Source organism: Rhizobium sp. 268, from assembly GCF_036571585.1.
Lineage (GTDB): Bacteria > Pseudomonadota > Alphaproteobacteria > Rhizobiales > Rhizobiaceae > Rhizobium > Rhizobium redzepovicii.
In genome coordinates, this window is record NZ_JAPPSO010000009.1 from 311,035 (window position 1) to 330,837 (window position 19,803).

Consider the following 19,803-nt stretch of genomic DNA (forward strand, 5'->3'; position numbering starts at 1 on the left):
ATCATGAAGGAACTCTCCGTAGCCGAATTTGGCCGACGCCTGGCGCATTTGCTGGTCAGCCTGTTCATTCTCCTCTGTGTGACCTTCGTGATCGGCCGCGTCCTGCCCACTGATCCGGTCGGCGCGATCGTCGGCGAGCTCGCCGATCCCGCCGCCTATGCGGCGATGCGGGCCCGCCTCGGGCTCGATCTGCCGATTTACCAGCAGTTCTTCCTCTATCTGAACGGGCTGGCGCATGGCGATTTCGGCACTGCCGTGCTCACCGGCAATCCCGTCTCCTCAGACCTCGCCCAGGCATTTCCGGCGACATTCGAACTGGCGACGCTGGCGGTGATCATTTCGACATTCGTCGGCGTGCCGCTCGGCCTGGTCGCGGCCTTGTTTCGCGACAGCTTCATCGACAAGATAGCCCGGGTGGTGGCCCTCGTCGGGCATTCGATCCCGGTTTTCTGGTTCGGCATCGTCGGGCTGGTCATCTTCTATGCCGGCCTCAACTGGGTCGGCGGGCCCGGCAGGATCGATGTCTTTTATGAAGGCCTCGTCACGCCGCAGACCGGCCTGTTGCTGATCGACAGCCTGCTGCAGGGCGAGACGGAAATCTTCTGGAATGCGCTCGGCCATATCATTCTGCCCGCCATCATCCTCGCCTATGCGGCGATGGCCTATATCACCCGCATGACTCGCAGCTTCACCTTGGAGCAGTTGAGCCAGGACTATGTCATCGCCGCCCGTGCCAAGGGTGTGAGCCCCTTCGGCACGATCTGGCGCCACGTCCTGCCGAACATCGCGGTGCAGTTGATCACCATCCTGGCGATTTCCTATGGCGGGCTGCTGGAAGGCGCTGTCGTCACCGAGATCGTCTTCTCCTGGCCGGGCATCGGCCAGTACATGACGAACGCCCTCATGATCGGCGATATGAACGCCATCGTGGCCGGCACCATCATCGTGGGATTCATCTTCATGCTGTTAAACTTCCTCGCCGACGTGGCTTATGCCGTCTTCGATCCGCGCATGCGGGAGGCGGCCCGATGAGCGACGCCATCCGCACTGACATTCAGATCCGCCCACCAAGTGTCTCGACCCGCGTCGCGGCCTCGTTTGCGCGCGCCGGCCGCAAATTGGCTGCGGAACCGCTTGGCCTTGCCGGCTTCGTCATCCTCGGCCTGCTGTGCCTGATCGCGATCTTCGCGCCGCTTCTGGCGCCTTATGATCCGGTCGTGCAATCGCTCGGCGATGCCCTGCAGGCCCCGAGCCTGGCGCATTGGGCCGGCACCGACGAATTTGGCCGCGACATTCTGAGCCGCCTGATTTTCGGCACGCGCATCACCATCCAGACCGTGCTGTCGATCTCCCTAATCGTCGGTCCGATCGGCCTGCTGATCGGCGTCGTCGCCGGCTTCTTCGGCGGCCGCACTGACGCGCTGCTGATGCGCGCCACCGATATCGTCCTATCTTTCCCGTCGCTGATCCTGGCGCTGGCCTTTGCCGCCGCACTCGGCGCCGGCCTGACCACGGCAATCATCGCGATCTCGCTGACCGCATGGCCGCCGATCGCCAGGCTGGCGCGCGCCGAGGCCCTTGTCGTCAGAAACGCCGATTACGTGGTCGCCGCCCGCCTTTACGGCGCCTCGCCGATCCGCATTCTTCTTTTCTATATTGCGCCGATGTGCGTTCCTTCGGTCATCGTTCGCCTGACCCTCAATATGGCCGGCATCATCCTGACGGCGGCTTCCCTCGGCTTTCTCGGCCTTGGCGCGCAACCGCCGGCACCGGAATGGGGCGCGATGATCTCCAACGGCCGCAAATTCATGCTGGATTACTGGTGGGTCGCCGTCATGCCGGGTATCGCCATCCTTCTCACCAGCCTTGCCTTCAACATCGCCGGAGATGCTCTGCGCGACATTCTGGATCCCCGCCATGCCAGATCGTGAAATGAGAGATCGTGATCTTCAACCCGTTCTCTCCGTCAAAGGATTGACCGTCCGCTTCGGCCGCGGCGCCGTGCCCGCCGTTTCCAATGTCAGTTTCGACGTCGGGCGCGAACGGGTCGGCATCGTCGGAGAATCCGGTTCCGGCAAATCGACGACGGGGCGCGCCATCATGCGCCTGCTGCCACCGGCAGCGGTGGTCTCCGCCGAACGCCTGGATCTCGGCGGCGATCCCCTGCTGTCAAAGAGCGAGCGGCAGATGGGCGCGCTTCGCGGCAAGGACATCGCGCTGATCATGCAGGATCCGCGTTATTCGCTGAATCCGGTGCTCTCGATCGGCAAGCAGATCGCCGAGGCCGCGCGCCTTCACCTCGGTCTCGGCAAGGCCCCGGCGCAAGACGCCGCCCGCGCCATGCTGGAGCGTGTGCGCATCAGCGATCCGGATCGGGTCATGGCGCTTTATCCCCATCAGATATCGGGCGGCATGGGTCAGCGCGTGATGATCGCCATGATGCTCTTGGCGCGGCCGAAGCTGGTCATTGCCGACGAACCGACCTCGGCGCTCGATGTCAGCGTCCGCAAGGACGTGCTGTTGCTGCTCGATGAGCTGGTGCGCGAGCACAATTCCGGCCTGCTGTTGATTAGCCACGACATTCGCATGGTGGCGGCCTTCTGCGAGCGGATCATCGTCATGTATGCCGGCCGTATCGTCGAGACGCTGACCAGTCTGGAAGAGGCCCGCCATCCCTATACCCGCGGGCTGATAGCCGCATTGCCGGACCCGAAGAACCCGGTGCGCCGGCTGGCGGTTCTCGACAGGGCGAAACTCGATCTGGAGACGGCGCAATGATCAATGTCCGCGACCTCAATGTCGTCTTTGCCTCCGGCAAGTCCAGCAACCATGTCGTCAGGGGCATCAGTTTTCAGGTCAAGCAGGGAGAGACGCTCGGCATTGTCGGCGAATCCGGCTGCGGCAAGTCGACGGTGCTGCGTTGCCTCGCCGGCATGGAGGCCGGGTGGACCGGTCAGATCGAGCTCGGCGGCAGACCGATCGGCAAGCATCGCTCCCGCGAGGAGCTGAAATTTGCCCAGATGGTGTTTCAGGATCCGTATGGATCCCTGCATCCGCGACATCGCATCGGCACCGCCTTGGCCGAACCGCTGCGCGCCATGGGCCATTCGGAGATCTGGTCGAAGGTCGAAAAGGCCTTGATCCAGGTGGGCCTGCCGGCAAGCTTCGCCAATCGTTTTCCGCATGAGCTTTCCGGCGGCCAGCGGCAGCGCGTGGCGATCGCCCGGGCGCTGATCCTCTCGCCGCCCATCCTGCTTCTCGACGAGCCGACATCGGCGCTCGACGTCTCCGTCCAGGCCGAAATCCTTAACCTGCTGGCTGATCAGCGTGACGAAAAGGGACTGACGTATCTGCTCGTCAGCCACGACCTCGCGGTCATCGCCCATATGTGCGACCGGGTGCTGATCATGAAGAACGGCTGTTTCGTCGACGAACTCACCAAACAGGATCTGCAGGCCGGCGTGACACATGATGCCTATGCCCGCGAACTGTTCGAAGCGAGCTTTATCGAGGCCTGATATTTCGCGCTGCTGCGCCGCTGACGGCCGCGACGCTGCCTCTTTCGACGAGATGGCAGGAAAGCTCGACACGCCGCCGCGGCGTCGCCAGGCCGAGCATCATGTCGCGCAACAGATCGAGCGCGGTGGCGCCGAGTTCGCGCATAGGAATATGCACTGTCGAGAGCGGCGGATTGAGAAAGGCCGATTGCGGCAGGTCGTCGATGCCCATGACGGAGATATCTTGCGGCACGGCATACCCCATCGCCTGCAATCCGCGCACGGCGCCGTTGGCGAGGCTGTCGCCCGCCGTCAGGATGGCGGTGAAGGACAGACCCTTGTCGCGGACGAGGCGGGTGACCGCCTCGGCGGCCAATTCCGGCAGCCAGTCGTCGACCTCGAGCACCAGATCGGCATCGGCCTGCAGCCCGTGATGCTGCAGGGCATCGCGCCAGCCCTCCAGCCGCCGCTCGATCGTCCGCCGTCCCGGGCGCAGCATGAACAGGATGCGTTGGTGCCCGGCCTCGATCAGCCGCTCGGCGGCGATGAAGGCGGCCGAGCGGTTGCAGGGCGTCACACTGGAAAGCCGCATATAGGGATCGTCACTGTTGACGAGCACGACGGGCTTGCCGAGACCGGCGGCTGCCGCCAGCATATCTTCCTCGTCGACGGTCAGGATCAGCATGCCGCCAAAGCCTGGGTCGTCCCGCATCTCGGCGACGACACGGGCTTCATCGGCCTTATCGGCCACCGGGCGCATCGCCAGTTCGATGCCGAGGGCGGCCGCGCGGGCATTCAAGCCTTCGAGCACATGGAGCGTGAACTGGTTGCGGACATAGTCGATCATTGCCGCGCCGGAGGCGACGAGCATAACCTTCTTGCCGGCGACGCTCGCCGGCAGGGCGTAGCTGACCGCGCTTGCCGTTTCCAGTACCAGCTTGCGAATCTCCGGCCGGACGCCTTTTTCGCCCGCCAAGGCGCGTGAGACTGTGCTGATCGAGACGCCGCAGCGGGCGGCGATGTCGTCGAGACGTGTGCGCCTGCCTTTTTTCTCCTCCGCTGACATGTCGTTCTCCTCGTTCACCTACTCTTATGCAAAAATCTTTCAGATTGCGCAAACGGAATGCCTATGCACAATTGCACATGAGGAGTCCGCGACAAGCGGCAGAGCAGGGAGGCTTTGAAGATGCGGCTTGACCGTCATCCACGCGTCGGCGTTTCCAACGTCTCAGGGCTCGAGCGAGTTGAAACATGACCGCTGATAAATCCCATCTTCGCCGCGCCACCGGCAAACAGACCCAGATCGTCTATTGGCAGCTCGGCCACCTCTCACAAAAGCGCTACGATGTCGCCGACCGGCCGATGGAAGGCAGGATGGATCCGTTTTTCTTCGTCACCAAGACGAAGAACTTCATCCCGCATGAATATCCTTGCCGCACCGAATTCAAAAAATCATTCTCCGGCCAAAGACCACAACCGACCGACGACTTCGAACCCATCCGCTGGTGGCTTCCCTTTGCCTCGCCGCGCGTCGATCTTTCCGGCTTCTGGTTTCGCCCGACGCGCATCGGCTGCTGGGCGCGCACCTTCCTCGATGCCCGCACGGCCGGATCTGCTACGCTTCGCCTGTCGACCTGCGGCGGCGCCATCCTTTTCGTCAACGGCCGCGAGCAGGGCTTCATGGCGCCTTACGAGCGCAATCTGGAAGCCCAGCAGATCTTCGAGGTCGAACTTTCAGCCGGCCTCAACGAGATCAGCATCTATTTCGACGATCTCGCCGAGCGTGACGCCCGCTTCTATTTCCAGCTGGATTATCTCGACGGGCCGGAGGTCGAAACCGCTGTCCCCGTTCCGGTGGCCGCCGCTGCTGCGGATGCGCTGGAGACGATCCTCGAAGGCATGCGCTTCGACCGCACCGCCTATCTCGGCCAGGATGTGACGATCCTGTTTCCCGCGCCGCTGCCACTGGCGCTGAGCTGTCATGTCGAGATCGAAGGTGACTTCATGTCGGTCGAGCGCTTCGACTATGACTTCGCGCTGGAAGCGGGAGCAACCAAGCTGGAACTCGGCACCTCGGCTGATATGCCCGCCGATTTCCGCCATTTCCGCATCACCTTCAAAACCGGCGAGTTGTCGGTCGGCCGCACGCTCGGCGTCGAGATCTGTCATCCCCAGCGCCAGGGGCAAGCGCCGGCTGTGCTGGAAGACCGCGTTGCCGAGGCGCTTGCCGAAGTCGCCGCCCATTCCGAGCCCGACACGGTCTGTGCTTTTGCGCGTCTGGCTCTGGGGCAGGGTGGCGAGCAGACCGAGTCAATGATTTCGGCCATGCTGCCGGTCATCGAGGATTGCCACGACTGCGCCGATTTCGTGCTGGTGCCGCTGCTTTTTGCCTATACGCGCTGGAGCGATCTGCTGTCAGCGGAACTGCGTGGCAGGATCGAGCAGGCCGTTCTCAATTACCGCTATTGGATGGACGAGCCGGGCAACGACGTTCAGTGGTATTTTTCGGAAAACCACGCGCTGCTCTTCCATACCGCCGCCTATCTCGGCGGCAGGCTTTTCCCCGACGCCGTCTTCATCCGTTCCGGCCGCACCGGCGCCGAGCAGATGAAGGTCGGCGAAGAGCGCGTCCGCGCCTGGCTCGATCATTTCGAGCGCTGGGAAATGGCCGAGTGGAATTCCGTTCCCTATTTCCCGATCGACCTCAAGGGCCTGACGGCGCTTGCCGCCTGCGCGCCCGATGAGATGATCCGCGCTCGCGCCAATGCCAGCATCGTCCGCCTGATGGAGATCGTCGCCCGTTCGGCCCATCACGGCATGCTGACCGGCAGCCAGGGCCGCTCCTACGAACATACGCTGCGTCCCGGCCGCTCGGTCGAACTCTCGGGCATCGCCCGGCTGCTCTGGGGCCGCGGCTGGTATGGCCGGCGCGTCCACGCTTTGCCGCAGCTTGCCGTCTGCATCCGCGACCACGGCCTGCATTTCCCCGAATCCCTTGCCGCGATCGCCGCGCATGACGCCGACGACGCGCAGGAATGGACCTTTTCCCAGGGCGAGAACCGTTTTGCCGCCCTCTATCACTACAAGACGCGCGACACCGCGCTCGGCACCATCGCCCATTATCGCCCTGGCGCATGGGGCTATCAGGAGACGGTGCTGCACCTGCGCCTCGGCGACCGGCCGGAAGCGCAGGTCTGGATCAATCATCCCGGCGAGACCATTCAATTCGGTTACGGCCGGCCGAGCTTCTGGGGTGGCTGCGGAACGCTGCCGCGCGTCCATCAATATCGTGATCTCGCCATTCTCGATTTCGACATCCACGAGGGCCAGCCGGATTTCACTCATGCCTGGTTCCCAATCGAAGCTTTCGACGACACGGTGGTCGATGGCAATCTGGCGATCGCCCGCGCCGGCAACGGGCTTGCGATGCTGATCGGCAATGGCGCGCTCGAACCGGTGAAACACGGCCCGACGACGGATGTCGAGCTGCGCCTGTCCGGCCGCAAGGGCTGCTGGATCGTCCGTCTCTCCGATTGTGGGCGCGAGGGCGGCCTCGACGGCATGCGGGCGCGTTTCGCCACGTTCGCGGCCCGCCGCGACATTGAGGGCGCATTGATCGTCATCGATCCGGATTATGGTCAGATCGTCTTCGAAGAGGACGGCACCGTGCGCGCTGAAGGCCGCATTCTTCGCCCGTCGGACTGGTCGGTGCGGGGAGACGCGGTACATCTTGAGATACCAGGCAGGCAGCCTCGGCGCGCGGCCTCATAGACGACATGCCCGGCAGGTGGAGGACCCGGCCGGGCAACGCATTCATCCGTCAGGAGGAGGAGAAAATGACCAGAATGAAATCGATCGGCGCGGCCTTGGCTGCGGTTCTCTTGAGTTCCGTTGCCGCCCATGCCGGCGACGTGCGTATCATGTGGTATTCCGACGGCGGCGAAGGCGCTGTCATCAAGGACCTGCTGGCGCGCTTCTCGAAGGCCAATCCCGACGTCAACGTCATCCTCGACGAAGTCTCCTACGACGTCGTCAAGGAACAGCTGCCGGTGCAGCTCGAAGCCGGGAAGGGGCCTGACATAGCCCGCGTCACCAATCTGAAGGCGCAGGCGCAGCACTGGCTCGATCTACGCCCGCTCCTTGCCGATGCGAAATATTGGGACGACAACTTCGGCGCCCAGGCTGACTGGATGCGTCCAGACGGCTCGAACGCCATTACCGGCTTCATGACGCAGATCACCCTGACCGGCGGCTTCGTCAACAAGACGCTGTTCGATCAGGCCGGTGTCGAAATTCCTGGCCCGAAGGCCACCTGGGACGACTGGGCAGTGGCCGCCAAGAAGGTCGCCGACAGCCAGAAGGTCTTCGCCATGGCGATCGACCGCTCCGGCCATCGCGTCTCCGGCCCGAACATTTCCTATGGCGCCAACTATATCGCCGCCGACGGCAAGCCGGCGCCGATCGATCAGGGCGCCAAGGAATTCCTCAGCCGCTTCGTCAAGTGGAACGAGGAGGGCATCGTCAACAAGGATGTCTGGGTCAGCGCTGCCGGCACCACCTATCGCGCCGCCGCCGAAGATTTCATCAATGGCGGCCTTGCCTATTATTATTCCGGCAGCTGGCAGATTTCCGGCTTCGCCCAGAAGATCGGCGACAGTTTCGACTGGGTCATGGCCGGAAGCCCCTGTGGCACGGCGGCCTGCACCGGAATGCAGGGGGGCGCGGGTCTCGTCGCCGTCAAATACACCAAGAACCCCAAGGACGTCGCCAAGGTGATGGATTACCTAGCGAGCGTCGACGTGCAGAAGGAATTCGCCGAGCGCAGCCTGTTCATTCCGGCGCATAAGGATGTCGCCGCTGGCCAGATGGACTTCAAGACCGACGATCCGCATGTGCAGGCGGCATTGAAGGCCTTCGTCGCCGCGGCCGGTCAGACGGCGGCGCCGGCCATGAAGCTTCCGGGCTGGAAGTGGTCGGATGCCTATTACAGCGCCATCGTCGCCCGCATCAGCCAGGTGATCGCCGGCGAAATGAAGCTCGCTGACGCCTATGCCCGCATCGACGAGGACATCAAGGCCAAGGTCGGCGCCAACTGACGGACGAATAGATGGCGGGAAAGACGGTTTCTTCCGAACCGCCGGCGAAAGCCGGCCTGCGGCAGGCGCTCTCGGCACCTGTCCGGCTCTTCATGGGTATCGTCGATATTCCCATGCGCGGCTGGCAGAAGCTGACCGGGCTGAACGGCATGGCGGGCGTCTTCCTGGCGCCCAACATGCTGATCTTTACGGTCTTCGTGCTCCTGCCGCTGGTCATCAACTTCATCTATTCGACGACGAGCGGCGGCGCCATCTTCCTGCCGAACAGGACCTATGTCGGCGACGAGCAGTATCGCATCCTGTTTGATTGCGGTTCTTATCTCGACCCTTCGACCTGCGCTGCCGACACATTCTGGGCGGCCGTGCGCAACACTGCCGTCTTCGTTGTGTTCCAGGTCTCGGCGATGCTGGTCGCCGCGCTGGCGACGGCTTTGATCCTCAATCGCGAGCTTTCCAATCGCGGCTTCTGGCGCGCCGTCTTCTTCTTCCCCGTGCTTCTTTCGCCCGTCGTCGTCGGCCTGATCTGGAAATGGATCCTGCAGCGCCAGGGACTGTTGAATTATGCGCTGAGCCCCTTCGGCTTCGAGCCCTTCTCCTGGCTCAGCGATCGTTTCTGGGCCTTCTTCTTCGCGGTCTTCGTCTCTGTCTGGGCGCATATGGGCTTTTACGCGCTGATCCTGCTCGCCGGTCTGCAGGCAATCCCGAGGGATCTCTATGAGGCGGCGGCGATGGACAAGGCGAGCCCCACCCGCATCTTCCGGCGCATCACCCTGCCGCTCCTGATGCCAAACCTCATCGTCGTCCTGGTGCTGGCGTTGATCCGCGCCGTGCAGATCTTCGACGAGGTGTTCGTCTTGACCGGTGGCGGGCCGGGCACCAGCACCATGTACATCACCCAGTATATTTACGAGACCGGCTTTGCGAGTTCGCTGCGCAATCCGGGGCTTGCCTCGGCCGCCTCGATCCTCATGGGCATCGTGCTCGTCATTCTGACGCTGATTCAGCTTGCCGCAAGCAGCCGCAACGAGAAGAAGGGGAAACGCCAATGAGTGCTGTCGGCACCTTTCTCCTTCGCCGCCGCGGCCGCGGCTGGCACTGGACCGACGTGGTCACCTGGATTTGGCTGATCTCGGGCGTCTTCCTGATGTTCGGTCCGGCCGTCTGGCTGGTCTTCTCCTCGTTCAAGACGCCGGCCGCCCTTGCCGAATTCCCGCCGTCCTTCCTGCCCTATGTCACCGAACAGGCAGTCGTGCCGGGCTACGACAAGCCGTTGCCGCTCTATAACGTGACGATGCCGGACGGCAGCAGCCGGATGCTCGCCGAAGTCCGCCGCATCGGCATTGTCGGTCAGATGGTCGATCCGAAACAGCCGGGTGAGATCGTCAAGGCGAACATCAAGGACCGCACCTCGGTGCGGAAGGTGGAATTCGCTGCCGGCAACTACACCGAACCGTTCCAGCGCTTCGATTTCTTCCTGTTCCTGCGCAACTCCGTCTTCGTGACTGTTGTGGCGACGGCGATCACGCTGCTCGTCAATTCCATGGCCGCGTTCGCGCTGTCGAAATACCAGTTCCCCGGCCGCACCGCCGTCATGCTGATGATCCTGGCGACACTGATGGTGCCGCTCTCGGTGATCGTCGTGCCGCTCTATTCCGTCATCGGCACACTGAACCTTTTCGACAGCCTCTGGGGCGTCATCCTGCCGACGGTCGCCACCCCCACAGGTGTCTTCCTGCTCCGCCAATATATGCTGACCATCCCGGACGAGCTGATCGACGCCGCACGCATGGACAAGGCCAGCGAATGGCAGATCTACTGGCGCATCATCCTGCCGCTGTCGGCGCCGGCGCTTGCGGTGCTGGCGATCTTCTCGGTCGTCTGGCGCTGGAACGATTTCCTCTGGCCGCTGATCGTGCTCTCGCGCAAGGAACTGTATACGCTGCAGGTCGGCCTCAACGTCTATGCCGGCGAGCTCAATGTGCAATGGCACTATATCCTCGCCATGACCGTCGTCTCGATGATCCCCGTCGTGCTGATCTTCGTCTTCCTGCAGCGTTTCATCACCACAGGCATCGCCGGCTCCGGCCTGAAATAGGCCAGGCTACAAAAATACAGGAGAGTGCATGAGCGGGCTCGAGCTCAGAAACATCGTCAAGAATTTCGGCTCCGTCGAGGTCATCCGCGATGTCTCGCTTGAGGTCAAGGACGGCGAGTTCGTCGCCTTCGTCGGCCCCTCCGGTTGCGGAAAATCGACGCTGCTGCGCCTCATCGCCGGCCTCGATAAGCCAACAGGCGGCAGCATCGCTATCGACGGCACGGATGTCACCGAGATCGGCGCCGCCGACCGCGGCCTCGCCATGGTCTTCCAATCCTATGCGCTTTATCCGCATATGAGCGTCAGGGAAAACCTTGCCTTCGGTCTCGAGAATACCAAGGTGGCCAAGGCCGAGATCGAAGCGCGCATCGCTGACGCCGCCCGCATGCTGGAGATCGAGCCCTTCCTGCAGCGCCGCCCGGGCCAGCTTTCCGGCGGCCAGCGCCAGCGCGTCGCAATCGGCCGCGCCATCGTCCGCCGGCCTGATGCCTTCCTGCTCGACGAGCCGCTCTCCAATCTCGACGCCGAGCTCAGGGTCAGCATGCGCGCCGAACTCGCCGCCCTGCATGCGCGGCTGAAGGCGACGATGATCTATGTCACCCACGATCAGGTCGAGGCGATGACGCTTGCAAACCGCATCGTCGTGCTCAGAGGTGGCCGGATCGAACAGGTGGGAACGCCGCTGGAGCTCTACAACAAGCCGGCCAACCGCTTCGTCGCCGGCTTCATCGGCGCCCCGCACATGAATTTCCTGGAGGGCGCAATTATCGGCCATGACGGCAATCTCACCGAGGTCGAAACCGTCGGCGGGCATCGCCTTTCCGTTATTGCTGAGGAAACGCGCCTAATCGGCAAGAGGGTCAGCATCGGCATCCGCCCGCAGCACATCACCCTTGCCGATGGGACTGACGCGCGCAAGCTGGACACCCGCATCCTCCTCGTCGAGGAACTGGGCTCGGAGACCGTCGTCCACGCCGACGCATGTGGAAAGAAGCTTATCGCCGTCTTTGCCGGCCAGCGACGGATGAAATCGGGCGACAGCTTGCCGCTGCATCTCGATCCCGCCGTGCTGCACCTCTTCGGCGAGGACGGAAGGCGTCTGTCCTGAGACGCTCAGGGACGTCCGGGGTTTTGAGCTGTGATTGATGTTGACAGGGAAGTCTTCATTTGAGCTTGGTCTCTCCGCCGCCAAGACGGCTAATCGGAGATTCTTTTCCGCAACCACAGCCCGACCGCGAAATAAATGCATGCGAGTAGCGACGATGGAGCAGCGAGGATTAGGAATACATACAGAAGGCGGAAATCGCTTTCGCTATAGAATAATATAAAATAAATTAATAAAACCAGGCACGACGAGATAGCAAATACCAAGGCGGCCCAGAAAAGGATTGAAAGAGTAAGTCAATCTGAGGCGCGTTGAGGTTAATTTTAGTCATTTTTCCCGCAAGTATTGAATTTCAGTTTCAATGCTACCGAAGTATTGATCGATGTTCAAGACGGCCCCGCGAACACTATAGGGCGTAACGTCCTGATCTGCTGACATTCTGCTCCGAAGCGCGTGGTGCAAACCAAGTGGCACGGATTAAAAGAAAAAGCCCGCGCCGGAATGGAGGCGCGGGCCGAATTTTCACATCAAGACAGCTTTAGTGGCTATTCTTGTGGCTCTGTTGACCAGCTTTTACATGCTGTTCATGGCTGCCGCCGCGGGATCCGCTGGACTGCGCGTCGCGGCCACCTGAAGAGGAGCTGCGGGCATTGGCGTCGTTCTTGTGACTCTGCTGCCCGGCTTTGACGTGCTGTTCATGCGTTCCACCTTGGTTTGCCATTCGGTTCTCCTTGGGTTTGAACGAGGCCACGTCGACCTCGAAAGAAAAACCTCGCTCCAGCGCATGCGTTCCACATTTTAATATTTCGTGATCGTCTCGAAATGAGGAATGAGGAAGCGGACCGGGCGGGTAGGGAGCTCGCCTGCCGTTTCGTTGGCCATCGGGAGAAAGCGGAAAAATCCCGATGTTCTCCGGCGCCGCCGCGTCCGCTTGGCGCGGCCCGCAACCTCGATTCGACAATGCGTCTGGCGGCAGGAAGGTTCCGCGATCAGCCCGATCGATCTACGCCGGAAGCCCGCTCCAGCTCGTCGGCTCTTTCCAATCGACCCCATCGCTCTAACTTAAAGGGCATGGAATGAAAGGAGAAACCCATGACCGACGCACCGAATACGGCGACCCCGGCGCGAAGAGTGTTGCGTGGCCGCCCCTACAGTATCGGCGAATTTGCCAGGAAATACCGGTTGGATGACAAGGAGGCAAAACGCCTCTACGACAAGTTTGGCCCATCCGCCACCGAACTCGATCTGCTGATGGCGGCCAAGCGCCGCCCGCCGGGACTGCCCACCAGTCTCGACGCCTGACGGCCGCCATGCGGATCCGGACGGGAAGCTGCCTGTGCGGGGCAGTCGGCTATCGCGTCGAAGGCGAGCCGCTTCGCGTCGGCCTTTGCCACTGCGCCGATTGCCGCAAATCGAGCGGCTCGGCCTTCGTCTTCTTCGCGGTCTGGCCGCGCCGGGCTTTTGCCCATAGCGGCGAGATCGCCACGTTTGCCGGCCGCAGCTTCTGCCCCGCCTGCGGCAGCAGGCTTTTCTGCCTGCGGGAGGAGGCGGCGGAACTCCGTCTCGGTTCGCTCGACAGCCCACCGACTGACCTCGCGCCGGATCATGAAATCTGGATCACGCGGCGCGAACCTTGGCTGAATCCGCTGCCGGGCGCGGGGCAATCCGCCGGCGATGCCGACTGACGAGCGCTTCCGCGCCAAAACTTGACTTTTCTTACCAATATTTCATTTCCCCCATCCGCAATTCCGTGCCACTTCGGCGGCAACGCTAATGCCCGGTTCATCTGCGCTATGCTTATTTCGCTGCAAGGGCCGAGACGGCCAATGACTGATCGAGGATGACATGAACGACACAGGAACCGGCAAGAAGACCGGGCCACAGACAAGCGGCGCGTCCGATCTCGCAGCGGTGCTTGCCGCATCGGGACGTCAGGGCAAGCGCAGCCGCTGGCGTGGACGCCTGCTCATCTTGCTGATCCTCGTCGCTGCCGTAGCCGGCGCCGCCTATTTCTATATGGGCCGCGGGCAAAGAGAAGTGAGCTATGCCACTCAGCCGGCAAAACGCGGCGATCTGACGGTGCTCGTCACCGCCACCGGCTCGGTGCAGCCGACCGAGCAGGTGGATATATCGAGCGAGCTTTCCGGCACGGTCCGCGACGTCAATGTCGATTACAACAGCACGATCAAAGCGGGTGACGTGCTGGCGCTTCTCGATACCAACAAGTTGGAGGCGGATGTGAAGAGTTCGCGCGCCAAGCTGAATTCTGCCAAGGCGAACGTCGCCAAGGCCAATGCCGATCTGGAATCCGCAAGCACCTCGCTCGAGCGGCTGAAGAGCCTGGTCAAGAGCAACGTCTCCACCCAGCAGAGCCTCGACGACGCCACTTACAAATATGATTCCGCCGTCGCCGCCAAACAGATCAACGAAGCCGAGGTGCTCGCCTCGGAGGCCGACCTGCAGCTTGCCGAGGTCAATCTTGCCAAGGCCAAGATCGTCTCGCCGATCGACGGCGTGATCCTCACCCGCGCCGTCAATCCGGGTGCCACGGTCGCAGCCTCGCTTTCGGCGCCGATCCTGTTCACCATCGCCGGCGACCTCAAGAAGATGGAGCTGCAGGTCGATGTCGATGAGGCCGATGTCGGCCAGATCGCCGTCGGCCAGAAGGCGAAGTTTACGGTCGACGCCTATCCCGACCGCAGCTTTCCGGCCGAGATCGAGCAGATCCGCTTCGCCTCCGAAGTGGTCAACAATGTCGTGACCTATAAGGCGGTGCTCTCGGTCGACAATGCCGATCTGCTGCTGCGCCCTGGCATGACGGCGACGGCCGACATTACCGTGGAAGCCGTCAAGGAAACGCTGATGGTGCCGAACGCTGCGCTGCGCTACGCCCCGGCGCAGGCGGAAAGGCGCGGCCGCGGCATTTTCGGCATCTTCGGCCCGCCGCGCCAGCGCGGCGGCAATTCAGGTCAGGCATTGACGGGCGCCGAGCGGCGCGTCTGGGTGCTGCGCGACGGCCGGCCCGCACCTGTTGTCATCCAGGTCGGCTCCTCCGACGGCCAGTTCACCCAGGTCGTCTCCGGCGAAATCAAGGAAAACGACGCCTTGGTGACCGACGCCACGACGCGTGCGAACTAGGCGGAGAGACGGATGGCAAGCCCGCCGCTCATCGAATTCAGGCAGGTCTCGAAAATCTACGGCGAGGGCGAGGCGGCGATCCGCGCGCTCGACCGCGTCGACCTGGCGATCAACGCCCATGAATTCGTCGCGATCATGGGGCCGTCTGGCTCCGGCAAGTCGACGGCGATGAATATTCTCGGCTGCCTCGACGTGCCGAGCGCCGGCGACTACATCTTCGAAGGCATTCCGACCAGCGGCTTCGACCGCAGCCAGCTGACGCTGCTGCGCCGCCACATGCTCGGCTTCGTCTTCCAGGGCTTCAACCTCCTGTCGCGCACCTCGGCCGTCGAAAATGTCGAACTGCCGTTGATCTATCGCGGCATGGCGGTGCGCGAGCGGCGCGAGCGGGCCCGCGAAGCCCTGGCGCTGGTCGGTCTCACCGGGCGCGAACATCACAAGACACAGGAACTGTCAGGCGGCCAGCAGCAGCGAGTCGCTATCGCTCGCGCCATCGTTACCGAGCCGGCGCTGCTCCTCGCCGATGAGCCCACAGGCAATCTCGACACCAGGACCAGCGTCGAGATCATGGATCTGATGACGCGGCTGAACCGCGAGCAGGGCATCACCATCGTCATGGTCACCCATGAGCCCGATATCGCCGCCTATGCCCAGCGGCTGCTGCGTTTCGTCGACGGCAAGCTGGAGACGGAAGTCGAGCACCGGAGGAGGGCGGATCATGTTCTTTGAGACGCTGAAACTGGCATTGCGCGCCATCAGCCGCAACATGCTGCGTTCCTTCCTGACCGTGCTCGGCGTCGTCATCGGCGTTGCCGCCGTCATCGCGCTGGTGACGATCGGCAATGGCACGACCGCGCAGGTCTCGACGGAATTGTCGCGGCTCGGCACCAACATGCTCTTCGTCCGCCCCGGCCAGTTCGGTCCCGGCCGGGCGAGCTCGGAAGCCAAGCGCTTCAGCGTCAAGGACGTCGCCGCCATCCGCGACCAGATCAGCGGCTTGAGGGCGGTCGCGCCGCTCAACCAGTCGACAGCGACGGTGATATCAGGTGGCCAGAACCATTCGACCAGCGTTTCCGGCACCACCAACGACTATTTCGTCGCGCAGGACTGGAACCTGGCGCTCGGCCGCAATTTCACCCCCGCCGAGGAGCGGGGCCAGTCCCGCTGCATCATCGGCGAGACTGTGCGCTCGCAGCTCTTCGGCGCCGCCGACCCGATCGGCCAGCAGATCCGCGTCGGCAAGGTTTCGTGCCCCGTCATCGGCGTGCTCGCCAAGCGTGGCCAGTCCGGCATGGGGACCGATCAGGACGATGTCGTCATCATGCCGGTCAAGGTGTTCCAGCGGCGCATCAGCGGCAACAGCAATGTGCCGCAGATCATCATCTCGGCCCGCGACGGGGTCTCCACCGCCAAGGTGCAGTCCGATGTCGAAGATCTGCTGCGCGAGCGCCGCAAGATCATCCCCGGCCGGCAGGATGATTTCAACGTCAACGACATGACCCAGATCGCCGAGGCGATGACCGGCACGACGACGCTGCTGACCGGCCTGCTCGGCGCGGTTGCCGCGATCAGCCTGCTCGTCGGCGGCATCGGCATCATGAACATCATGCTGGTTTCTGTCACAGAGCGAACCCGCGAGATCGGCATTCGCCTGGCGATCGGCGCACTCGAAAACCAGGTGCTCACCCAGTTCCTGGTCGAGGCGGTGGCGCTCTCGCTCTTCGGCGGCATCACCGGCATCGTGCTCGGCTTGAGCCTCGGCTTCGGCGCGGTGACCCTGATGAAGGTCCCCTTCGTCTTCAGCCCCCTGATGGTCGCCGTCGCCTTCCTCTTCTCCGCCGCAATCGGCATGATCTTCGGCTATTTCCCGGCGAGACGGGCAGCACAGCTGAACCCGATCGAGGCGCTGCGGCACGAGTGACGCATGATGAATGCGTCATGGTGCATGAGGATCTCACGAGTAAGTATCCCCCGGCAAAGCCGGGGGCTTTAAGATGTGAGCCGCTCAAAGCGGCTGGATGGGGACGCTGACGCGGCCCCGGTTTCAATGCGCCACCTGAAGGTGGCCGTTCAACGCCACAGGTTCAATTGCTCAAGCCTGTGGTCTTCCTTCTCTTGGTTGCGGATATAATCGCGGATCGTCTCCTCATCACGACCGACGGTAGACACGAAGTACCCACGCGCCCAAAAGTGCTGCCCGGTAAAGCCGCGCTTTCTCTCACCGTAAACCCGCGCAAGGTGGATGGCGCTCTTGCCCTTCATGTATCCAACAACCTGACTGACCGCGTATTTTGGCGGGATCGACAGCATCATATGCACATGGTCGGCATCAAATGCCCTTCCTCCACACGGCTTTCACGCTGTTCAGCCAGTTTCCGGAATATCTCGCCAAGGTGCTGCCGCAACTCGCCGTAAAGCGTCTTGCGACGGTATTTCGGGATGAAAACGACGTGATATTTGCACTCCCATCTGCTGTGGCTTAAACTTTCAAACTCGTCCATCGTGACTTGACCTTTCGTGTGCTTGGCGGCTCACAAAGGAAAAGTCGCGGTGGGCTCCAGCAAATGTCAAACTGTTACTGCCACCCCGGCACAGCCGGGGGAACTCTCACGTTCGTTTAGCCGTGCTGGATGGACAGCTATCCGAATGCTTAAGATTCCCTCCGCAGTGTCGCCTGACAATTGTCAATTCTGCATCGCAATAATGCAGACTGGATAAATACAACCCAAACTGTAAAATCCGCGTGTAATAAATGTATATCAAAAGCATGCGGGCCGCTTCGTCCTGCTGCTGATTAGAAATATTGATTTCGGAAGAAAATGTCTGTCGATCAGCGTATCCTGCAGGAAGCATTCCACTGCATCCGCAACCTCCATGAAATTGGCCATCTCTCAGCAATTGTCCACCAACTGCGAGCATTGGTCGGGGCTGCCAATCTTGCCTATCAAGCTCTTTTCATTCCGGGCCGGGTGACCAATGAACGGCTCGTTGCAGAGACCTATTCCGACAGGTGGAAGAAACTCTATCAGTCGAAAAATTACGTTCGCACCGACCCCATCGAGATCGCCGCACGCAAAGCATCTCAACCGTTAGACTGGAGCCACTTGAAGTCTGTGTCGAAGGAAACCGCGTCCTTCTTCGCGGAAGCCGAGCGCCATGGCGTCGGCAATAATGGCGTCTCCATACCTCTTGTCGATGCCCAGGCCGGGCGGGCGCTGTTCAGCGTCACATCAAATCTCGAGGGGGACGATTGGGCGACGTTCAAGGGCCGTACTCTGCCATCGCTCATTCAGATCGGCAAAGCCATTCAGGTCAGGACGGCTGAGATCGAGACAAAACCCGCAGCGCAGGCTTCTCGCATTTCCGCATTGACCGCCAAGGAAACCGATTATCTGGCGCTTTACGTCGCCGGCCACGAAGTCAAACAGATTGGCGATATGCGTTCGGTTTCGGGCACCGCCGTGCGAGCTGTCTTGAATTCCGTCACGGAAAAACTCGATGCGCGCGGGCCGCGTCATGCCGGCTATCTCGCCGTTGCGCTCGGCATTATTCCGACCTCGATCATTTTCAAATAGCTCCGAAGACGGGAGAGAAGTAGCTCCGTCCGCCTTGTCGTCGCAATTCCTATGCGTCGTTCGTTGGCGCTTTCTGAGGCCGCGGCTCGTGCTCTGAAATGTTGTGGAATAATTTCTCGGAGATGACTCGATTTGCAGCTATTCGAATTTCTTTTTCATTGAATTCGAATGTTACCTTAAGAGATTGAATTCAATCAAAAATAGATATTTTATAGATACTTACATCCGAGGTTTAACACTATAGCGGGCATGAGTTCCGCCTTATGTCAAGATTTTAAATTAAAAGTTGCACCTGAATTTCTGTCATCCTAACGATCTCATGGGGAGTTATAGCGGCGAGAAGGATGCAGGTGCTGGGTAGGAAACAGCCTCAGGAGTATCGGAGTTGCCTTGCCGCTTCAGGTGGCGTGTTTCTCTTTTCACGCCTAATCAATAGTTGGAGCTCACCAAACCGATTTTCATGGTCGAGGTCTGCGATCAGGCGATGCTGAGCAAGAGCGTTCCGGCCCTGATCGCCCCAATCCTCCTCGCAACAGGACTCTTGATGGAGGTCATTCGCTCGCACGTGATGCTACGCATGGCTGCAGTGGTTGATGGTGCGCTGACAAAACACGCCTTTGCTGTGATTTCAGACGATATCTCAAGACGAACGGCAAAAGCTCGCGATCTCAAGCTCTTACCGGTCCACGCAGGTTTTCATTCGCAGGACGGATCGAATGGTCCTCCCTTATTTCCTGAACCCAATCAGCGACCACGTCGAGCACGTGTCTCGGGACGACCAACATCATTTCTTTTCCACATTTGAATCGACAGGGGGCTAAAATCGCAGTCATTACGGGAACGGCAGGTAACGATACTTTGAATGGCACTAGCGGAGATGATCAGATCTCCGGCCTCGGAGGCAACGACATCCTCATCGGCGGCGCAGGGGCGGACCGATTGGATGGTGGCGCCGGTGTCGACACGGTTGACTACTCGACCTCGGCGGCTGCGGTGAACGTCGACTTTTGGACCAATACGGGCAGCGGCGGCGATGCTGCCGGCGACACCTATGTTAACATCGAGAAGGCGATCGGCTCGGCCTATGGTGACACGCTGGTCTCGGCGGTGCCAGGACATGTGCTGCAGGGCGGGGCTGGAAACGACGTCTACATCCTCGGCGTTCAGGGCGTCTCCGTCGTCGAAGCGGCGGGCGAGGGCGACGACACAGTGCAGACGGCGCAGGGGACATTGAGCATCGCGGGCTACGCCAATGTCGAGCGGCTGACCTTCACCGGCAGTGTCAACTTCGTCGGCA

At 61.6% G+C, this 19,803-nt stretch carries 19 protein-coding genes and 1 pseudogene; 17 read left to right on the forward strand and 3 right to left on the reverse strand.

Going from position 1 to position 19,803, the window contains the following annotated elements; genetic code table 11:
• Positions 1-3 precede the first annotated feature (3 nt).
• The 4 genes from OS035_RS19785 to OS035_RS19800 are packed head-to-tail and all read left to right on the forward strand — an operon-like array spanning position 4 to position 3,518.
• Positions 4-1,032: an ABC transporter permease gene (locus tag OS035_RS19785; RefSeq protein WP_054183148.1), complete on the forward strand. Its 1,029-nt coding sequence runs from the start codon at positions 4-6 to the stop codon at positions 1,030-1,032.
• On the forward strand, positions 1,029-1,931 hold the full coding sequence (locus OS035_RS19790; protein WP_097625434.1) for an ABC transporter permease: 903 nt from the start codon (positions 1,029-1,031) through the stop codon (positions 1,929-1,931). Before OS035_RS19785 ends, OS035_RS19790 begins: the two co-directional genes overlap by 4 nt.
• Position 1,932: 1 nt before the next feature.
• The gene (locus OS035_RS19795) at positions 1,933-2,778 is read left to right on the forward strand and encodes an ABC transporter ATP-binding protein (RefSeq protein WP_097625435.1); all 846 of its coding nucleotides are present in this window, start codon (positions 1,933-1,935) and stop codon (positions 2,776-2,778) included.
• Complete coding sequence (locus OS035_RS19800) at positions 2,775-3,518, forward strand: ABC transporter ATP-binding protein (RefSeq protein ID WP_097625436.1); 744 nt, start codon at positions 2,775-2,777, stop codon at positions 3,516-3,518. Before OS035_RS19795 ends, OS035_RS19800 begins: the two co-directional genes overlap by 4 nt.
• On the opposite strand, the gene OS035_RS19805 is transcribed toward OS035_RS19800, so the two are convergent.
• A complete protein-coding gene (locus OS035_RS19805; RefSeq protein WP_097625437.1) occupies positions 3,505-4,563 on the reverse strand; it encodes a LacI family DNA-binding transcriptional regulator in 1,059 nt (352 codons plus the stop codon). The genes OS035_RS19800 and OS035_RS19805 overlap by 14 nt on opposite strands.
• A 185-nt stretch (positions 4,564-4,748) precedes the next feature.
• Between OS035_RS19805 and OS035_RS19810 the strand changes: the two genes are divergently transcribed.
• From OS035_RS19810 to OS035_RS19830, 5 genes are all read left to right on the forward strand, one after another.
• Complete coding sequence (locus OS035_RS19810) at positions 4,749-7,268, forward strand: hypothetical protein (RefSeq protein ID WP_331813989.1); 2,520 nt, start codon at positions 4,749-4,751, stop codon at positions 7,266-7,268.
• Positions 7,269-7,333: 65 nt separating this feature from the next.
• Complete coding sequence (locus OS035_RS19815) at positions 7,334-8,593, forward strand: ABC transporter substrate-binding protein (protein WP_097625439.1); 1,260 nt, start codon at positions 7,334-7,336, stop codon at positions 8,591-8,593.
• A gap of 11 nt (positions 8,594-8,604) precedes the next feature.
• Complete coding sequence (locus OS035_RS19820) at positions 8,605-9,642, forward strand: carbohydrate ABC transporter permease (protein ID WP_331813990.1); 1,038 nt, start codon at positions 8,605-8,607, stop codon at positions 9,640-9,642.
• Positions 9,639-10,688: a carbohydrate ABC transporter permease gene (locus OS035_RS19825; RefSeq protein ID WP_097625441.1), complete on the forward strand. Its 1,050-nt coding sequence runs from the start codon at positions 9,639-9,641 to the stop codon at positions 10,686-10,688. Before OS035_RS19820 ends, OS035_RS19825 begins: the two co-directional genes overlap by 4 nt.
• A 28-nt stretch (positions 10,689-10,716) precedes the next feature.
• Complete coding sequence (locus OS035_RS19830) at positions 10,717-11,796, forward strand: ABC transporter ATP-binding protein (RefSeq protein ID WP_097625442.1); 1,080 nt, start codon at positions 10,717-10,719, stop codon at positions 11,794-11,796.
• Between the two features lie 535 nt (positions 11,797-12,331).
• Here the strand turns inward: OS035_RS19830 and OS035_RS19835 are convergent.
• On the reverse strand, positions 12,332-12,514 hold the full coding sequence (locus OS035_RS19835; protein WP_071086825.1) for a hypothetical protein: 183 nt from the start codon (positions 12,512-12,514) through the stop codon (positions 12,332-12,334).
• 371 nt (positions 12,515-12,885) lie between these two features.
• Here OS035_RS19835 and OS035_RS19840 point away from each other — a divergent pair, with 371 nt between their 5' ends.
• The 5 genes from OS035_RS19840 (at position 12,886) to OS035_RS19860 (ending at position 16,852) form a co-directional block, all read left to right on the forward strand.
• Positions 12,886-13,095: a hypothetical protein gene (locus OS035_RS19840; protein ID WP_003586528.1), complete on the forward strand. Its 210-nt coding sequence runs from the start codon at positions 12,886-12,888 to the stop codon at positions 13,093-13,095.
• An 8-nt stretch (positions 13,096-13,103) separates the two neighbouring features.
• Positions 13,104-13,478 carry a GFA family protein gene (locus OS035_RS19845; RefSeq protein WP_097625443.1) on the forward strand — a complete coding sequence of 125 codons (375 nt, stop codon included), beginning with the start codon at positions 13,104-13,106 and terminating at the stop codon, positions 13,476-13,478.
• 160 nt (positions 13,479-13,638) lie between these two features.
• Complete coding sequence (locus OS035_RS19850; RefSeq protein ID WP_097625444.1) at positions 13,639-14,931, forward strand: efflux RND transporter periplasmic adaptor subunit; 1,293 nt, start codon at positions 13,639-13,641, stop codon at positions 14,929-14,931.
• Between the two features lie 12 nt (positions 14,932-14,943).
• Positions 14,944-15,660, forward strand: a complete 717-nt coding sequence (locus tag OS035_RS19855) for an ABC transporter ATP-binding protein (RefSeq protein WP_097625445.1) — start codon at positions 14,944-14,946, stop codon at positions 15,658-15,660.
• Complete coding sequence (locus OS035_RS19860) at positions 15,650-16,852, forward strand: ABC transporter permease (RefSeq protein WP_097625446.1); 1,203 nt, start codon at positions 15,650-15,652, stop codon at positions 16,850-16,852. Before OS035_RS19855 ends, OS035_RS19860 begins: the two co-directional genes overlap by 11 nt.
• 149 nt (positions 16,853-17,001) lie before the next feature.
• On the opposite strand, the pseudogene tnpA reads toward OS035_RS19860, so the two are convergent.
• A pseudogene (tnpA, locus tag OS035_RS19865) lies at positions 17,002-17,432 on the reverse strand (IS200/IS605 family transposase).
• A 318-nt stretch (positions 17,433-17,750) separates the two neighbouring features.
• Here tnpA and OS035_RS19870 point away from each other — a divergent pair.
• From OS035_RS19870 to OS035_RS19880, 3 genes are all read left to right on the forward strand, one after another.
• Positions 17,751-18,506: an autoinducer binding domain-containing protein gene (locus OS035_RS19870; RefSeq protein WP_097625447.1), complete on the forward strand. Its 756-nt coding sequence runs from the start codon at positions 17,751-17,753 to the stop codon at positions 18,504-18,506.
• Between the two features lie 436 nt (positions 18,507-18,942).
• On the forward strand, positions 18,943-19,311 hold the full coding sequence (locus OS035_RS19875; RefSeq protein ID WP_183777706.1) for a hypothetical protein: 369 nt from the start codon (positions 18,943-18,945) through the stop codon (positions 19,309-19,311).
• A gap of 53 nt (positions 19,312-19,364) precedes the next feature.
• Positions 19,365-19,803: calcium-binding protein (locus OS035_RS19880; RefSeq protein ID WP_442967704.1), on the forward strand; the 439-nt coding region annotated here is incomplete at its 3' end.

Excerpts from the sequence above, each read along its gene's own strand:
- OS035_RS19825 (WP_097625441.1), top strand. The coding sequence starts at position 9,639 with ATGAGTGCTGTCGGCACCTTTCTCCTTCGCCGCCGCGGCCGCGGCTGG.
- OS035_RS19850 (WP_097625444.1), top strand. The coding sequence starts at position 13,639 with ATGAACGACACAGGAACCGGCAAGAAGACCGGGCCACAGACAAGCGGC.
- OS035_RS19820 (WP_331813990.1), top strand. The coding sequence starts at position 8,605 with ATGGCGGGAAAGACGGTTTCTTCCGAACCGCCGGCGAAAGCCGGCCTG.
- OS035_RS19805 (WP_097625437.1), bottom strand. The coding sequence starts at position 4,563 with ATGTCAGCGGAGGAGAAAAAAGGCAGGCGCACACGTCTCGACGACATC.
- OS035_RS19815 (WP_097625439.1), top strand. The coding sequence starts at position 7,334 with ATGACCAGAATGAAATCGATCGGCGCGGCCTTGGCTGCGGTTCTCTTG.
- OS035_RS19835 (WP_071086825.1), bottom strand. The coding sequence starts at position 12,514 with ATGGCAAACCAAGGTGGAACGCATGAACAGCACGTCAAAGCCGGGCAG.
- OS035_RS19795 (WP_097625435.1), top strand. The coding sequence starts at position 1,933 with ATGAGAGATCGTGATCTTCAACCCGTTCTCTCCGTCAAAGGATTGACC.
- OS035_RS19810 (WP_331813989.1), top strand. The coding sequence starts at position 4,749 with ATGACCGCTGATAAATCCCATCTTCGCCGCGCCACCGGCAAACAGACC.
- OS035_RS19870 (WP_097625447.1), top strand. The coding sequence starts at position 17,751 with ATGTCTGTCGATCAGCGTATCCTGCAGGAAGCATTCCACTGCATCCGC.
- OS035_RS19860 (WP_097625446.1), top strand. The coding sequence starts at position 15,650 with ATGTTCTTTGAGACGCTGAAACTGGCATTGCGCGCCATCAGCCGCAAC.
- OS035_RS19830 (WP_097625442.1), top strand. The coding sequence starts at position 10,717 with ATGAGCGGGCTCGAGCTCAGAAACATCGTCAAGAATTTCGGCTCCGTC.
- OS035_RS19800 (WP_097625436.1), top strand. The coding sequence starts at position 2,775 with ATGATCAATGTCCGCGACCTCAATGTCGTCTTTGCCTCCGGCAAGTCC.
- OS035_RS19790 (WP_097625434.1), top strand. The coding sequence starts at position 1,029 with ATGAGCGACGCCATCCGCACTGACATTCAGATCCGCCCACCAAGTGTC.
- OS035_RS19845 (WP_097625443.1), top strand. The coding sequence starts at position 13,104 with ATGCGGATCCGGACGGGAAGCTGCCTGTGCGGGGCAGTCGGCTATCGC.
- OS035_RS19785 (WP_054183148.1), top strand. The coding sequence starts at position 4 with ATGAAGGAACTCTCCGTAGCCGAATTTGGCCGACGCCTGGCGCATTTG.
- OS035_RS19855 (WP_097625445.1), top strand. The coding sequence starts at position 14,944 with ATGGCAAGCCCGCCGCTCATCGAATTCAGGCAGGTCTCGAAAATCTAC.
- OS035_RS19840 (WP_003586528.1), top strand. The coding sequence starts at position 12,886 with ATGACCGACGCACCGAATACGGCGACCCCGGCGCGAAGAGTGTTGCGT.